Below are 15,982 nucleotides of genomic sequence, written 5' to 3'. Positions count from 1 at the left end.
AAAAGTAAGTTTAAAGGCAATGCCTTTATCTTTAAATTTATAAATTTTTAGATAGCATTTTTAAAAATAAACGACCTTAAAAGGCATAAAATGACCGTCGATCTTCACAACCATACGCCACTTTGCAAACATGCAGTCGGCGAGCCAAGAGAGTATGTACAAAACGCAATAAAAGCTGGCACAAAATACTTTGGTTTTAGCGATCACGCACCAATGAACTACGATGAAGCTTACAGAATGAGCTTTGATGAAATGCAAGGCTATGAAGATAAAATTTTACGTTTAAGAGATGAATTTAGCGGTGAGATAGAAATTTTGCTTGGCTATGAGATGGATTTTTTAGATGGATTTATGGATGAGCGAGTTTTTGCTAGAAAGGTCGATTATCTAATAGGCTCCGTGCATTTTTTTAACGGCTGGGCATTTGACAATCCAGAATTTATCGGTGGTTACGAGGGCAAAGACTTAGATCGGATTTGGCAAGAGTATTTTGATCACGTAGAAAGATCGGCCAAGCTTGGTAAATTTGACATTATGGGGCACATTGATCTTTTAAAACTTTTTAAATTTTTGCCAAAAAAGGATGTTAGAATTTTGGCTAAAAATGCAGTAAATGCGATAAAAGAAGCAAATTTAGTTGTTGAGATAAATGCTGCTGGCTTTAGAAAACCTATCGGCGAGCAATATCCAAGCGTAAATTTACTTGAACTAATAGCCGAAAAAGATATAATCATCACCTTTGGCTCAGACGCTCACACAAAAGAAGATATCGGTAAAAATGGTGAAATTTGCGAGCAAATAGCTAGAGATTTAGGTTATTCAAAATGTGCTATTTTTAAAAATAGAGATAGAGAATTAGTAAAATTTTAGATTGGGTTCAAATAAAATATAAATTTAATCTTAAATATTAGGTTTTATGATAGAATACGAAAAATTTAAAAATTAAAAGGAGAAAAAAGTGGGAAAATTCGTCCAAAATATAGATCATTTTTTTGATTTTTGTAAAGAAAATGAAGTCAAATTTGTAGATTTTAGATTTACTGATTTAGGTGGTGCTTGGCATAGCATTAGTTACAACATAAAAGCTGTTACGAAAGAAAATTTTATAAATGGCATACCAATGGACGCTAGCTCTATGCATGGCTGGCAACCAATTGATAAGAGCGACATGATAATGAAGCCAGAAGCCACAACTGCATTTTTAGACCCATTTACTTCTGATATTACAGTTGTTGTTTTTTGCGATATTTACGACATTTACAAGGGTCAAATTTATGAAAAATGCCCTCGCTCAATAGCCAAAAGAGCAATGCAATACGTAAAAGATAGCGGTCTTGGCGATGAGGCATACTTTGGCCCTGAGAATGAATTTTTTGTCTTTGATAACGTCAAAATCATCGATAGCCCAAACTGCGCGATGTATCAAGTAGATAGCGAAGAAGGCGAGTGGAACGATGCTACTGACTTCAAAGATAGCTACAACACAGGTCATCGCCCACGCAGAAAAGGTGGCTACTTGATGACTCAACCAATCGACAGCATGGTCGATCTAAGAGCTGAAATGATGCAAGTTTTAGAGCAAGTTGGTCTTGAAGTCTTTTTAGGACACCACGAAGTTGCTCAAGGACAAGGTGAAATCGGCGTGAAATTTGGCAACTTAGTCGAGGCTGCTGATAACGTTCAAATTTACAAATACGTCGTTCGTATGGTCGCTCACCTAAATGGCAAAACAGTTACATTTATGCCAAAACCACTTTATGGCGATAACGGAAGCGGCATGCACGTGCATCAATCAGTCTGGAAAGATGGTAAAAATTTATTCTATAAAGAGGGCAACTACGCAAATTTAAGTGATTTCGCAAGATACTACATTGGTGGCGTTTTAAAGCACGCAAGAAGCGTTGCCGCCTTTACTAATCCAAGCACAAACAGCTACAAACGCCTAATCCCAGGCTTTGAAGCGCCATCTATCCTAACATACTCTAGCCAAAACCGCTCAGCAAGTATCCGTATACCTTATGGCTCAGGTGAAAAGTCAGTTAGAGCTGAGATGAGATTTCCAGATAGCACAGCAAACCCTTATCTAGCCTTTTCAGCGATGCTAATGGCAGGACTTGACGGCGTTAAACACAAATATGAGCCAGTTGGTCCGATGGATGAAAATTTATTTAAACTTCACCTAGATGAGATTAGAGAGCGTGGCATAGAACAGCTTCCACACACACTTCGTGGTAGCCTTGAAGCGCTAATTCGCGATAATGAATACTTAAAACCAATAATGACCGATCTTTTCATAGACACCTATCAACATTTCAAATTTGAAACTCAAGTTTGGCCTTACGAAGCACGTCCAACCGCTTATGAGTTTAAAACTTGCTTCTCTTGCTAATCTAAAATTTTGCCTTGGCGCACATGCCAAGGCTTTTTATACCAAACACAATTCATACAAAAATACAAAATATTTAACATAAAATTTTATGTATTTTTTATTATAAATTTTAAATCTATACAGCTATGGATCATTATAAAAAGGGATATTTTTATTTTTTTGCAAATACACTAGGAATTTTATGCAAACATATAAAAATTTATCCGCCTTCATTAAACTAAAATAAAAAATTTAAAGCCAATTAAATATATAAATAATCATAAATTTATGCCTTTTTTTATAAAATCCTTGAACTTTATAAAAAGGATACCGCATTGCAAGCACTAGCTTTGAAATATCGCCCTAAAAATTTTGATGAACTTATCGGTCAAGAAGCAGTTAGTAAAAGTCTTATACACGCACTTGACGAGGGTCGCATAAGCCACGCATATCTATTTTCAGGGCTTAGAGGAAGCGGTAAAACTTCAAGTGCCAGGATATTTTCAAAAGCTTTAGTGTGCGAAAAAGGACCTACTTCAAAACCATGTGAAGTATGCCCACAATGCATAATGGCAAATGAGTCAAGACATATGGACATCATCGAAATGGACGCGGCTAGCCACAGAAAGATAGATGACATAAGAGAGCTAATAGAACAAACAAAATATGCTCCAGCAATGGCAAGATATAAAATTTTTATAATTGACGAAGTGCATATGCTAACCAAAGAGGCATTTAACGCCCTTTTAAAAACGCTTGAAGAGCCGCCAAGCTATGTAAAATTTATCCTAGCGACGACTGATCCATTAAAACTTCCAACAACGGTGCTTTCAAGAACGCAGCATTTCAGATTTAAACAGATAAGCAGATACAGCATCATTAAACATCTTGAGTTTATTTTAAGCAAAGAAGGCATTAGCTATGAAAAAGAAGCGCTTGAAATTTTAGCAAGAAGTGGCGGAGGATCGCTAAGAGATACTTTGACGCTTCTTGATCAAGCTATCATTTACGGTGCAAATAATGTCACGGCAAATGGCGTAGCCTCAATGCTAGGACTCCTTGATCCAGATAAGATCGAAGATATAATAACTCATGTTTTAAATCATGATAAAAATGCTATCAGAGTGCTTGTAAGCGAACTTGAAAGCTACGATCCAGAGATGATAATAGATGAAATTTTGGCAAATTTAAAGCAAAAATTTATAGAAAATGACTCAAAAATTTCACTACTTGTTTATGAGAGATTTTTTAGGATTTTAGCACAAGCTAAAGGTATGTTAAACGTAAGTAGCGACAATGGCTTTGTGATAATGCTAATGCTTTTTATGATGATAGAAGCGCTAAATTTACAAGATATCGATGATGCTATAAATGAAGTGATCTCAAAAAATAACGAAAATTCCACACAAATCACAGAAGTCATCACTCAAAAAAGCCAAGTAGCTCCTGCTAAAATGCAAGGTCCATACGAACTCTTCTTAACAAAAATTTATGATAGAAATTACGATCTTGGCGAGTTTTTTAAAGAATTTGTAGAATTTAGCTTCTTTAATAACAATGAGCTTGGACTGATAGTAAATGCAAAAGATGAAAATCTTGAATATTTTAAGAAAAATTGGAAAATTTTAAACGAGATATTGCGTACGCTTTTTGGACAAAATGCGAAGATAGTAAATGCAAAGAGCGATGAGCAAAAAGCACAAACTAAGACACCTAAAGCCTCTTTAGAAAATAATGAAAAAAGCGAACTAGACGAGCTTGATGAGGAAATTTCAAGATTAAATGCAAATAACGTTGAAACTAAAAATGAGCCAAAAACCGAGATAAAAAGTGAGCTACAAAACGAGAAAAATAACTTTACTTTGATGCTAAATAAAGAGCCAAAAACGCCAGAAGAGCTTCAAAGACAAAGAGAACAAGGGGTTCTAAAAGAGGCCAATAGACTCTTTGGCGAGCCAACTATCGAGAGCTAGCCTTATCTTTACTGCTAGCCTCTAGCCTCTTTTTTAGCGCTTCTTTTTTGCGAAGCTCTAACTCATAAGCTTCATTTAGTGCCTCTTCATCGTCCAAATTTGCTCCGTCTAAAAATTTTCGGTAGTCCTCAAATTGCTTATTTTTTATCCCCCAAAGCACGCCAAAAAGTAAAAATGCTCCCATCAAAACTGAGATAAAAACTAGCATCGCAAGTGTCGCGCTATCCATTATTTTTCCTTAAATTTTCTAACAATATAAAGCGAGTTTAAGATAACACTTAGCGAGCTAAGCGACATAAAAAGCGCAGCAAATAGCGGAATGACGTAGCCACATACGGCAAATGGCAGAGCAAGAACATTATAAAGAAGACAAAAGAGCAAATTTTGTTTTATCGTTTTGTAAGTAAATTTTGAGATTTTTATGGCCTTCGCTAGACTTTTTAAACTATCATCAAGTAGCACTACATCGCTTCTTTCTAAGCTTATTGCCGCCCCGCTTCCCATACAAATAGCAACATGAGCAAGGCTAAGTGCTGCTGCGTCGTTTATGCCATCTCCTACCATTAGCACCCTTTTGCCCTGATCTTTTAGTTCGCTTATAAATTTAGCTTTCGTTTCAAGCAACATCTCTGCTCTAAACTCGCTCACGCCAAGCTCATCTGCCACGTTTTTTACCACTTTTTGCACATCGCCACTTAAGATACACACTTTCATACCAGCGCTCTTTAGCTCGTCTATCAAGGCCTTTGCCTCGGGCTTTACACTATCTTTTAGGTAAAATTTCGCCACTAACTCACCATTAAGCCCCACAAAAAAGCTCACATTTTCTTCAGCTTCATCAAAGCTAATACCATTTTCAACTAAAAATCGCTTGCTTCCTGCATAAAATTTTTTACCTGAAATTTCAGCCTCAACACCCTTTGCCACGCTTAAATTTGTATTTTTAAGCTCTATTTTCCTTGCGCCTTTTTGCTTTAGAAATTTAGCCACTGCTACGCTTATTTGATGATTTGATATAAGAGCTAGCGAATAAATTTCATCTAAACTTATACTCTCTTTTATGAAAAAATCACTAACTTCAAATTCTGCCTTTGTAAGCGTGCCAGTCTTATCAAATACTGCTACATCGCACTTTGCAAGGCTTTCAAAAAATTTAGCCTCCTTAAAAAGCACTCTATTTTTAAAGGCCACACCAAGGGCACAGACACTACTAACTGGCGTGGCAAGCGCAAGCGCACAAGGGCAAGCGATCACGATGACGCTAACAGCCGTGACAATAGCTTCTGAAAAGCCAAATTTAAAGTACCAAAACCAAAATGTAAAAAATGCCAAAGTTAGCACGCTAAGAGAAAATTTAGAAGCGATTTTATTAACCATTAGCTCGATATTTGGCTTTTTTAGCTCTGCATTTTGAAGCAAATTTATAAGCTGATTTAGATAGGAATTTTTAAAAATTTCCTTTGCTTCATAGATGATTTGTCCATTTTGGCAAATGATACCACTTTTCACCTCTTGCCCCACTCCCAAGGTCGCAGGCAGGCTCTCCCCCGTTAGGCTTGAGCTATCCACGCTTGCCTCGCCACTAAACACTACTCCATCAAGCAGCGCCCTCTCGCCAGATCTAAGCACGATCTTTTCGCCCAAATTTACATCTCTTGGCTCTTTTAAAATATCCTTGCCATCCTCTAAAATACACACCTTTGCAAGCAGCATATCATTTAAGAAATTTGAAGTCTCAAGCGCCTTTTTCTTACCCAAAATTTCTAAAAATTTACCGATAAAAACAAAGGTGATGATCATAGCAACCGAGTCAAAATAGCTCTCGCCACTCCTCGTAAACATCGCATAAATCGAATAAATATAGGTAATGCTAGCTCCGGTGATAACAAGCAAGTCCATATTTGGCGAAGCGTTTTTAATGGCTATCTTTGCTCCTTTGAAAAACTCGCTACCGGTATAAAAAAGTACAGGCGTTGCTAATACAAACTGTGCAAAACTTAAGATATCTTTTATATCGCCTCTTATGCCGCTAAAATACCCACTATACTGAGCAATGGCCAGCCACATAATGTTCATCGTAGCAAAGATACCAACTAGCGCTTTTGTGTAAAAATTTCTTCTTTTCTTGGCTAGTTCGTCTTCTTTTTGACTCGTAGCATAAGGCTTTGGGACATAACCAACGGCATAAATTTTTTCAATTATTTGCTCTATTAAAAGCTCTTGCTCATCAAAAATAATGACCGCTTTTTGATTAAGTGAGTTGATATTTACCTCCAAGACGCCCGGCAAGCTAAAAAGTGCCTTTTCAAGTAGCCAGATGCAAGCTGAGCAAGTGATGCCATCGATTAAAAATGAAATTTGACTAAACTCACCCTCTTTTGTCACAAGCTCGCTAAAATTTGCCGCTAAATTTTTGATATTTACACCGTTGCTTGCCGGTGTAAGTGTATTTTTACCAAGACGTTCATAAAACTCGCTAAGCCCATTTTCATTTAAAATTTCATAAACGCCTTTGCAACCAACACAGCAAAATTTAAGTCCGCTTTCATTTGAGATCATCACGCTTTCATCAAATTTTAATCTACAATGAGCACATCTACTTTGTGGCATTTTTACTTTCTTTTATCTAAAATTTTTACCAATATTATTACATCACATGCCTATTGTGTACCATAATTTAAATACATAAATTTGAAGCAGACAAACTGCAAAAATAGGCACAAATTTCTTCTTTTATTATCGTTATAAAATGGCGAGATTATAGCAAATCAACCATTTTTGAGCAAAAATTTTATTTTATGCCATTTCTTGACAACAAAGTTTTATTTTTATAAAATGCCGAAACTTTCAAAAACTTCTTTTTGAAACTTAGAATTTCTGCAAAATTATCCCCGCATTTAAAGAGGAAAAATGGAAAATAACCAAACCGAGCAAAGTGCTGCTCAAAACACAAAAACTATAAAAAAACATCAAGCATCAAGAACCCACGTACCAGTCGATGGACACAAGATCGAAGAGCTAAGAACGCTTAGCTTAGACGAGCTAGTGCAGATCGCAAATGGCGTTGGTGTCGAAAATCCACGCGAATTTCGCAGGCAGGATTTGATATTTGAGATATTAAAAACCCAGACAAAACAAGGCGGATTTATACTATTTACTGGAATTTTAGAGATCACAAACGAGGGTTACGGCTTTTTAAGGGCTGTTGATGCAAATTTAAGCGACAGCTCAAACGACGCTTATGTTTCAAACTCGCAGATCCGCAAATTTGCACTTCGTGTAGGCGACATCATCACTGGCCAAGTAAGAGAGCCAAAAGATCAGGAAAAATACTACGCCCTTTTAAAGATAGAGGCCGTAAACTACATGCCTCTAGCGGATGCGAAAGAGAGGCCATTATTTGACAACCTAACCCCACTTTTCCCAACTGAAAAGCTAAATTTAGAGTATGATCCTATGAAGCTAACGGGCCGTGTGCTTGACCTTTTCACACCTATTGGCAAGGGTCAGCGTGGTCTCATCGTCGCACCTCCAAGAAGTGGTAAAACTGAACTTATGAAAGAGCTAGCTCACGGCATCGCTAAAAATCACCCAGAAGCCCAGCTAATGGTGCTTTTGGTTGACGAGAGACCAGAAGAAGTTACCGACATGCAGCGCTGCGTAAAAGGCGAGGTATTTAGCTCGACATTTGACCTGCCAGCGCTTAATCATGTCCGCGTAGCAGAGCTAGTCATCGAAAAGGCAAAACGTCTAGTTGAGATGGGCAAAGACGTCATCATCTTGCTTGATAGCATAACCCGTCTAGCACGTGCCTACAACACAGTGACCCCACCAAGCGGCAAGGTGCTAACAGGTGGCGTGGATGCAAACGCACTTCACAAGCCAAAACGCTTCTTTGGCGCAGCTAGAAACATCGAGCACGGCGGCTCACTAACCATCATCGCAACCGCACTAATCGACACTGGCTCACGTATGGATGAAGTGATATTTGAAGAGTTTAAAGGCACTGGAAACAGCGAGATCGTGCTTGACCGCAACATCTCAGACCGCAGAATTTACCCAGCTATCAACGTGCTAAAATCAGGCACCAGAAAAGAAGAGCTACTTCAAAAGCCTGATGAGCTTCAAAAAATTTGGGCTATTCGCTCTGCGATAGCTACAATGGACGACGTCGAAGCGCTTAAATTCTTATACGCAAAAATGCTAAAAACAAAAGATAACAAAGAGCTTCTCTCTATCCTAAACGAGTAAATTTAACTGAGCTTGAAGCGCTTGCTTTGGGCTCAAATTTTTCACCTAAAATATAAACTCCAGCTTTTCTAGCAAAAAATATCTTAGAAATTTTGAATTTTCTAACTATTGCTATTATAAAAGAGATTACGATTTTTAAACGATTATTTACTAAATTTTTCTATGTCTTGATTGATTAAATTTTCATATTCGCAAAGCTCATTACAAGTCTTTTTGCTCTGCTCTATAAGCTCATCAAATTTAAATCCAAGCATCACAATACGATAAAGGTTTGGCTTGTGTTTTCGCCAGTTGTAAAGCGTTGCGACATCAACGTCTAAATGATAAGCCATATCACGTTTTGTCATCTTAGCCACTTTATACTCCTTTTTTTCGAGTGATTTTATAAATTTTATTCTGATAAGAAAACAATCGAATTATTTTATGTTTTTTATATATTTAATTGAATATTTAAACTTTATTTAATCCAATAAAATTTAGAATACCAGTCAAACTTTTTTAAATAAGGAATAAAAATAAAAAATGTAGTTTTAAAAGTTGCTTTAGGCTTAAGCCTGGCTAGTGCTGCTGCTTTAGCACAAGGAGCCTTCATTGGGATCGAAGGAGATTACTCTTTTAATTCAAAATTAACAGCAAAAAGCGACAATGACACAACAAAAGTGAAAAAAGCTCAACCAGGTATTGGACTAAAAGCTGGCTATGATTTTGATAGTTTTAGAGTTTATGGAGCTTACATTTACGACTTTCAAGCAAAGAAATCACTTGGCGATGAAGATGGTACAGTAATAAAATGGAGTACACATAAATTTATAGTAGGCGCAGACTATACACCAGAGTTAACAAAGGACATAAAACTAGTTCTTGGTGGCTACACTGGCTACTCAAAGCTTAAAATGGATGTATTTGACACTCATGATGGCTCGGAAAAGCTAATACAAATGGCTGGATACTAGGTGCAAGAATTGGTGCTGAGTACTCTATCAACGAAAACAATGCGGTTAAGTTTGGTGTAAAAGCAGATAGAACAAAATATAGCTCTATAGCAAAATATGATAATGCAAAAATAAAAGAGACAAATGTAGGTCTTTATTTAGGATATACATATAAATTTTAATCACTCGCAAGCTCAAATTTGAGAGTAAATTTGAGCTTTTTATTTAAAAAAGAACTATAAATTTAAAAGTTTTTCTAAATTTTCGCCGTCTAAGCGATAGTTTCTCCACTCAAGAGATTGATTTGTAGCGCCCATACTTTCATAAAATTTAATGCTTGGCTCATTCCAGTTTAGGCAGCACCACTCAAGCCTTTTTAAATTTTCATCCTTGCAAATTTGAGCTAAAAATTTAAAAAATGCCTTGCCGATACCTTGATTTCTAAACTCTTTTTTGACGTAAATATCCTCAAGATATATCCCACCAAGCCCCAAAAATGTAGAAAATGTGTAAAAATAGATAGCATAGCCAATCACCTTACCCTCACTCTCGCAGATAAGGGCCTTTGCGTGATTTTTATTAAAGATAGAGTCTGCAAAAATTTCATTTGTGAAAGTGACTTGATCGCTCAAATTCTCATAGCTTGCTAGCTCTCTTACAAGCTCGCAGATCACGTCTATATCGCCCTCAGTCGCTTTTCTTATTTGAAATTTCATTAGTTATCACCAAAGAGTGCTTTTAGATCTTTAACCATTTCGCCATTTTCGCCACTGCTGCTAGTTTTTGAGCCAAGTTCATTTAGCTCGATCTCATAGCCAGTTAGCATGCTTGCAAGGCGGATATTTATGCCGTTTTTACCGATCGCCTTACTCTTTTGTTCGCTTGCAAGCGTTACGATCGCCTTGTTTTCTTCGATCTTTACAGATGTGATGATCGCAGGCGCCATAGCGCGAGCCACCAAGATCGCTGGCTCTGTGGTGTATTCGATTGCGTCGATACTCTCACCATGAAGCTCTTTGCTTACGGCATTTATCCTAACACCCTTTGTACCGACCGTTGCGCCGACTGGATCGATGTTTGGAGTGGTTGAGATTAGCGCTACTTTAGCTCTTTCGCCAGGGATCCTCGCACTTCCTTGAATGATGATACCGCCATCTTTTATCTCAGGCACCTCTGAAGTTAGCAGCGCTTCAAGAAATTTAGGTGAAGTCCTTGAAAGTTCGACCTTTATGCCTAAATTTTTATCTGTAAAAACTTTTCTAATGACCGCTTTTACCACGTCGCCTACTTTAAATTTTTCGCCTTTTATGCGGTTTTTACGTGGCAAGATGGCACGAAGCTCGTCTATCTCGATAAATGTGTTTTCATCGTTATCGACCCTTACAACTGGGCCAAAGACCATGTGACCGCTCATTTCATTATATTTTTGTAAAATTTTCTCTTCAACTAGGCGCTGGATGTGATACTCAAGCTCCTTATGAAGCGTTTGAACTGCGGTTCTGCCAAGGTTATCAAGGCTTAGCTCATATGTGAGCTCATCTCCGATCTCTACGCCACCATCTATCTTTTTAGCCTCTTTTAAGCTTAAAAAATGCTCATTATCCTCTTCAAGCCTCTCATCGTCGTTTGCTACGATTGAAATTTTTTGATAAAGCTTTAAATTTTTATTTGCATCGATACTCACGTCATACTCATAATTTTCGCCATAAACCCTTTTAGCAGTGTTTATCAAAGCTCTTATAACGCGCTCTTTTACATCTTCTATCTCTAAATTTTTCTCATTTGCAATTGACTCGATGATATCTGAAATTCTTTCCATTTTTTCTCCATTGTAACGATAAATTTCGGGGATTTTTCGTGAAGTTTTGAAATTATACATAAGCCATACTTTTAATAACTTTAAGCTTATTATTAACTTTTATTTAATCCTTTTTTTATGATGTTTTGGATATATTGACCGATTAAAATTTAAGATTTTGAAAGGATTAAAAATGGAGCTAAAACTTGCAAGAGCCGAATTAGACGCAAAACCAAAAACGATTTCACTAGAAAAAATAGAGGCAGCTGTCGAAAAAGAGGGTCAAAAAATTTTCTATTTTGATAAAGAAAACACACACAAACAACTAATCGCCTTAGTCGAGCACTTTGAAGAAAAAGGGCTTAGCGTTTATCACAGAACCGTGAAATACGGCCTTGATGATAGCGACTACATGTATGAAGTGCATATACTTTAATGAGTAAAAAACTTTTTATACAAACTCTAGGCTGTGCTATGAATGTTCGTGATAGCGAGCATATCATAGCCGAGCTCTCACAAAAAGAAGACTACTCCTTAACACAAAACATCGAAGAAGCTGATTTAATCCTTATAAATACCTGCTCGGTTCGTGAAAAGCCAGTTCATAAGCTCTTTAGCGAGGTCGGCGCCTTTGAAAAAGCTAAAAAAAGAGGTGCTAAAATAGGCGTTTGCGGCTGTACAGCAAGCCATTTGGGTAGTGAAATTTTCAAGCGCGCACCTTATGTTGATTTTGTCCTTGGTGCAAGAAATGTTAGCAAGATCACAAAGGCGGTAAATACACCTAAATTTATCTCAACCGACATCAACCATGACGAGAGCGAATACGCATTTGGCGAATTTAGAGGCTCGCCATATAAAAGCCACATCAACATCTCGATCGGCTGCGATAAAAAATGCACCTACTGCATTGTCCCACACACCAGAGGCGATGAAATTTCCATCCCTTCAAGCCTCATCCTAAAAGAGGTAGAAAAGGCTGCAAAAAGCGGCGCAAAAGAGATATTTTTACTAGGGCAAAATGTCAATAACTACGGCAAAAGATTTTCAGGCATGCAAGAAAATATCGATTTTAGTGACCTGCTAGTAAAGATCAGTGAGATAGATGGCGTTGAGAGAATAAGATTTACAAGCCCACACCCACTTCACATGGATGATAAATTTCTTGAAATTTTCACTAATAACCCAAAAATTTGCAAGTCTATGCACATGCCACTTCAAAGCGGAAACACCAAAGTTTTGCGCGAGATGAAGCGCGGATACACAAAAGAGTGGTTTTTAGACCGCGCGCTAAGACTTAGAAAAATGTGCCCAGATGTTAGCATCTCAACTGACATCATCGTCGCATTTCCAGGTGAGAGCGATAGAGAGTTTGAAGATACGATGGACGTGCTTGAGCAAGTTAGGTTTGAGCAAATTTTTAGCTTTAAATATTCACCTCGTCCGCTCACAAAGGCAGCTACTTTTACAAATCAAATAGATGACAAAACCGCTTCAGCTAGGCTAACACGCCTGCAAAATCGCCACAGCGAAATTTTAGACGAGATCGTGGCGGCGCAAAAAGATAAAATTTTTGATGTCTATTTTGAAGAGCTAAGGGCAAATGGCGGCATTGCTGGGCGAAGTTTTAACAATTTTTTAGTTCAAGTTGATGGCAGCGAAGAGCTTCTTGGCACTACGCAAAAAGTAAAGATTACAAACCCAAAAAGAATGGTTTTGTATGGCGAGCTGCAAATTTAAAAACACCTTTGAAAAGCTCGCCCTAAACGTGGGCGTTTTTTTCATCTACATTTTGATGTGGCTCATTTTTCTAACCTGCAAAAAGAGCTACACTCCAAATTTCTTACCACAAAATGGCTGCGTCGTCGTCTTTTGGCACGGCAGACTTAGCTTTATGAGCTTTGCTTACAGGCAGTGGTGGAGCAGACAAAATAGAAAACAAGGCAAGGTGATAATCAGCGACCACAAAGATGGCGAGCTAATCACCAGAATAATCAAATTGTTTGGTATCGGCACTATTAGAGGCAGTAGCTCAAAAGGCGGTGCAAGAGCGCTAATAGAAGCTTTAAGAGAGATAAAACAAGGCCACGACGTCATCATCACGCCAGATGGCCCAAGAGGACCAAGGCACAGCGTGGCAGACGGAGCCACGGTGATCGCACAAAAGTCATCTTGCGAAATTTATGCTCTAAATTTTGAAGCAAGCTCGTTTTGGGAGTTTAAAAGCTGGGACAAAATGATACTTCCAAAGCCATTTTCAACTATAAATTTTAGCCTCTCAGCTCCTTTTAATGTGGAAAATTTGGAGCAAAAAGATGCAAAAGAGAAGATACAAAACGAACTTTGGCAAGCCTCACAAAATGATGGTGGAAAGAGCGTTTTGCAAAATAAAGAGGACTTTAGGTCAAATTTAAAAATTTGGTGGAAAAAATATGCTCATAAAAATCCACAAATAAGCGCAGAGATAAAAGAAATTTTGGACGAAATTTATGAAAAATAAACTATCTATTTTTATAGCCATCTTTCTAATTATTTTATTTGGGCTATTTTTTTATAGCGACAACTCCTATAAGCTCGCTCTTGAAGCAAAATTTTTATACGAAAACAAAGAATACAAAAAGGCCTTAAATTTAAGCCAAAAAGCACTTGATATAGATATTTATAACAAAATGGCAAATACTATACTAAACCAAAGCAAGGCTGCTATGAAATTTAGCTCATACATAAAAAATGGCAAAGAGTATCTTGAGCGTATCAAAAAAATGAGTCAAAGTAGCGTAAGCAAGGCTGATGGTGAGCGCATTAAGATGATGTGTGATGTGATGATAGAGGATTTTGACGACCTTAAAAACTCGGCCCTACTTGATAGTGAGCTAAAAAATGAAGCTTTAAATACAAAAGAGATTTTCGTTAAGCTTAAAAACGAGCTGTTTTAAACTTATTTAATCCCTTTTTAGCTACCATAACGAAAATTATGCACTAAATTTAGGAGATTTATGTCTTTTAGCGTCAAAAAGCTTTTTTCTAACCTTTTTTTAAGCGTCGTGTTGGAGGGCAATGAGTGCATATTTTTCGGTCAGGTCTTTAGAAATGGCAAACTTTTAAAAACTATAAACGCTAAATTTACAGATATAAATATCGATAATATTGATGAAAAAATCATAAAATACATAGAAGAGCAAGAAAAAACATATTTTGGCGTATATGTCTCAGTTTTTTTTAACGACGACTCGCAAGGCGCACTTCCTAGTGTTAGCTTTGACGAATACAAAAAATTTAATATAAATACTAAAAATCTTACAAGCCTTATCATGCAGGATAGCTGGAGTATTTATGCAAATTTAAATGCTATAAAAAAATATAAAAATTTATTTGGACAAGATAGCGTAGATCTCATCTACTCGCCTATTGCCCTACTCTTTCACGAGCTTTTAAAACGCGGGATTTCTCCAAAAACTACACTTTATCTTTATATCCATGAACATTCGTTTACGCTTGCGATCTTTAAAGATAAACAAATGAAGTTATCCACTTTTTTAAATATGTCTGGCATTGAAGAAACCAACCAGGAAGCCGAAAGCCTAAAAGAAGAAGATATAACAGATATTGACAACTTAATCATTAAAGAAGAAAATGACGCAACGTCGCTTGATGATTTTAAAAGTTTAGATGATTTTTTAAGTGATGATAAGCCAAAAGAATTTGAAGATCTAAACTATGAACTAAATATGCCAGTTTCTACAAATGTAGAAAAATCGGTTGCTATTTTTGGGTATGACATGAAGATGTTTGATTACATCGTAAAGGCTGTAAAAGAATTTTACGAAAATCCTCTCTACGGCGGCGATTTTATTGAACAAATAATTGTTTTTGAAAACACAAAAACAAGTGCAACCTTTTTACAATATCTGCAATCTGAGCTTTTAGTAGAGACTTCAGTGTATCCAGTGAATACAAATCATATTATGAATGAAATCATGCAAGAAGAGATAATATTATGAGATTTAGCTTTATTGCTCCAGAACCAAGACCACTTATATCTATCTTTAGCAAAATTTGGCTAAGCCTTATAAGCTTTGTTTTTGTAGCTCTTTTGGCAACAAATTTTTTTATACTCTATAAAAATTATTCAATCGAAAAAAATATAAATTTTTTATCAAATGAGCAAAAAGAACTTAGTCAAAAAATAGTCACAACAGATGAAATTTTGGCTAAACTAGCCGTACAAATAGAATCTGCAAATGATATTTTCACTTCAAATTCTATTCTCAAGCAAAGCTTGCACAATCTTTTTGATCTAGTGCCTGATAGTATAACGCTTGAAGAGGTTTTTATGGATAAAAACTCGCTCATCATTCGCGGTATAACGCCGACAAAAGATGTATTTAATCAGCTTCTAGCTTCGCCTTTAAGATCTATTTTTACAACTTCAAATACTAGCTTTTATCAAAGTAAAAACGGCTGGTATGGCTTTATAAGTACAAATAAAATTGATAATTCTGAGGGATATAATGAGTAAAAAAGATACGAGCTTAGAAAAAATAGATCCCGTCAAGCTTTTACTTTTTATATTTGCTTTTATTGTAGTTTGTTTCATTATGATATTTGGTTTTATCGTGCCAAATATAAAAGAATTTAAAAACCTAACTAGACAAAATTATTC

The 15,982-nt window shown here is 36.6% G+C and carries 16 protein-coding genes; 11 read left to right on the top strand and 5 right to left on the bottom strand.

What is annotated here, in order from left to right:
* The first annotated feature begins 90 nt into the window (after nt 1–90).
* The 3 genes from CYP54_RS04040 to CYP54_RS04030 all read left to right on the top strand — a co-directional run bounded on the left by CYP54_RS04040 (nt 91) and on the right by CYP54_RS04030 (nt 4,341).
* Nucleotides 91–870, top strand: a complete 780-nt coding sequence (locus CYP54_RS04040; RefSeq protein WP_103604289.1) for a histidinol-phosphatase — start codon at nt 91–93, stop codon at nt 868–870.
* 88 nt (nt 871–958) lie between these two features.
* Nucleotides 959–2,389: a type I glutamate--ammonia ligase gene (glnA, locus tag CYP54_RS04035; RefSeq protein WP_103604288.1), complete on the top strand. Its 1,431-nt coding sequence runs from the start codon at nt 959–961 to the stop codon at nt 2,387–2,389.
* Nucleotides 2,390–2,703: 314 nt separating this feature from the next.
* Nucleotides 2,704–4,341 (top strand): DNA polymerase III subunit gamma/tau, encoded by a 1,638-nt coding sequence (locus tag CYP54_RS04030; protein ID WP_103604287.1) that lies wholly within the window; start codon nt 2,704–2,706, stop codon nt 4,339–4,341.
* Here the strand turns inward: CYP54_RS04030 and ccoS are convergent.
* Together ccoS and CYP54_RS04020 are read right to left on the bottom strand one after the other, a co-directional pair.
* Complete coding sequence (gene ccoS / locus CYP54_RS04025) at nt 4,328–4,570, bottom strand: cbb3-type cytochrome oxidase assembly protein CcoS (protein WP_021090484.1); 243 nt, start codon at nt 4,568–4,570, stop codon at nt 4,328–4,330. The two genes, CYP54_RS04030 and ccoS, sit on opposite strands and share 14 nt — an antisense overlap.
* Nucleotides 4,570–6,951 carry a heavy metal translocating P-type ATPase gene (locus CYP54_RS04020; protein WP_103604286.1) on the bottom strand — a complete coding sequence of 794 codons (2,382 nt, stop codon included), beginning with the start codon at nt 6,949–6,951 and terminating at the stop codon, nt 4,570–4,572. The genes ccoS and CYP54_RS04020 overlap by 1 nt, the downstream gene beginning before the upstream one ends.
* A 300-nt stretch (nt 6,952–7,251) precedes the next feature.
* On the opposite strand from CYP54_RS04020, the gene rho reads away from it, so the two are divergent.
* The gene (gene rho, locus CYP54_RS04015) at nt 7,252–8,592 is read left to right on the top strand and encodes a transcription termination factor Rho (RefSeq protein WP_103604285.1); all 1,341 of its coding nucleotides are present in this window, start codon (nt 7,252–7,254) and stop codon (nt 8,590–8,592) included.
* A gap of 143 nt (nt 8,593–8,735) precedes the next feature.
* Here rho and CYP54_RS04010 read toward each other — a convergent pair whose 3' ends face one another.
* Nucleotides 8,736–8,978, bottom strand: a complete 243-nt coding sequence (locus tag CYP54_RS04010) for a transcriptional regulator (RefSeq protein ID WP_527059300.1) — start codon at nt 8,976–8,978, stop codon at nt 8,736–8,738.
* Nucleotides 8,979–9,101: 123 nt separating this feature from the next.
* Between CYP54_RS04010 and CYP54_RS10110 the strand changes: the two genes are divergently transcribed.
* Nucleotides 9,102–9,545, top strand: coding sequence for an outer membrane beta-barrel protein (locus tag CYP54_RS10110; protein ID WP_345968870.1), 444 nt, complete (start codon nt 9,102–9,104; stop codon nt 9,543–9,545).
* 215 nt (nt 9,546–9,760) lie between these two features.
* Here the strand turns inward: CYP54_RS10110 and CYP54_RS04000 are convergent, their stop codons facing one another.
* Nucleotides 9,761–10,240 (bottom strand): GNAT family N-acetyltransferase, encoded by a 480-nt coding sequence (locus CYP54_RS04000; RefSeq protein WP_103604284.1) that lies wholly within the window; start codon nt 10,238–10,240, stop codon nt 9,761–9,763.
* Nucleotides 10,240–11,343, bottom strand: a complete 1,104-nt coding sequence (gene nusA / locus CYP54_RS03995) for a transcription termination factor NusA (protein ID WP_103604283.1) — start codon at nt 11,341–11,343, stop codon at nt 10,240–10,242. Before nusA ends, CYP54_RS04000 begins: the two co-directional genes overlap by 1 nt.
* A gap of 172 nt (nt 11,344–11,515) precedes the next feature.
* Here nusA and CYP54_RS03990 point away from each other — a divergent pair, with 172 nt between their 5' ends.
* Genes CYP54_RS03990 through CYP54_RS03965 form a run of 6 tightly spaced genes read left to right on the top strand, consistent with a single transcriptional unit; the run spans nt 11,516 to nt 15,838 of the window.
* Complete coding sequence (locus CYP54_RS03990; RefSeq protein ID WP_002941786.1) at nt 11,516–11,758, top strand: HP0268 family nuclease; 243 nt, start codon at nt 11,516–11,518, stop codon at nt 11,756–11,758.
* Nucleotides 11,758–13,059 (top strand): tRNA (N6-isopentenyl adenosine(37)-C2)-methylthiotransferase MiaB, encoded by a 1,302-nt coding sequence (gene miaB / locus CYP54_RS03985; protein WP_103604282.1) that lies wholly within the window; start codon nt 11,758–11,760, stop codon nt 13,057–13,059. The genes CYP54_RS03990 and miaB overlap by 1 nt, the downstream gene beginning before the upstream one ends.
* Nucleotides 13,040–13,819 carry a lysophospholipid acyltransferase family protein gene (locus CYP54_RS03980; RefSeq protein ID WP_103604281.1) on the top strand — a complete coding sequence of 260 codons (780 nt, stop codon included), beginning with the start codon at nt 13,040–13,042 and terminating at the stop codon, nt 13,817–13,819. The genes miaB and CYP54_RS03980 overlap by 20 nt, the downstream gene beginning before the upstream one ends.
* Entirely contained in the window at nt 13,809–14,255 is a 447-nt protein-coding gene (locus CYP54_RS03975) for a hypothetical protein (protein WP_103604280.1), read from the top strand. Before CYP54_RS03980 ends, CYP54_RS03975 begins: the two co-directional genes overlap by 11 nt.
* Before the next feature lie 60 nt (nt 14,256–14,315).
* Entirely contained in the window at nt 14,316–15,320 is a 1,005-nt protein-coding gene (locus CYP54_RS03970; RefSeq protein WP_103604279.1) for a DUF8341 domain-containing protein, read from the top strand.
* Nucleotides 15,317–15,838: a PilN family protein gene (locus CYP54_RS03965; RefSeq protein WP_087585818.1), complete on the top strand. Its 522-nt coding sequence runs from the start codon at nt 15,317–15,319 to the stop codon at nt 15,836–15,838. Before CYP54_RS03970 ends, CYP54_RS03965 begins: the two co-directional genes overlap by 4 nt.
* Nucleotides 15,839–15,982 lie beyond the last annotated feature (144 nt).

This window comes from Campylobacter concisus (assembly GCF_002914005.1).
Classification (GTDB): domain Bacteria; phylum Campylobacterota; class Campylobacteria; order Campylobacterales; family Campylobacteraceae; genus Campylobacter_A; species Campylobacter_A concisus_N.
Note: the sequence above shows the minus strand (reverse complement) of the source record. Positions and strands in the feature narration are given on the sequence as shown.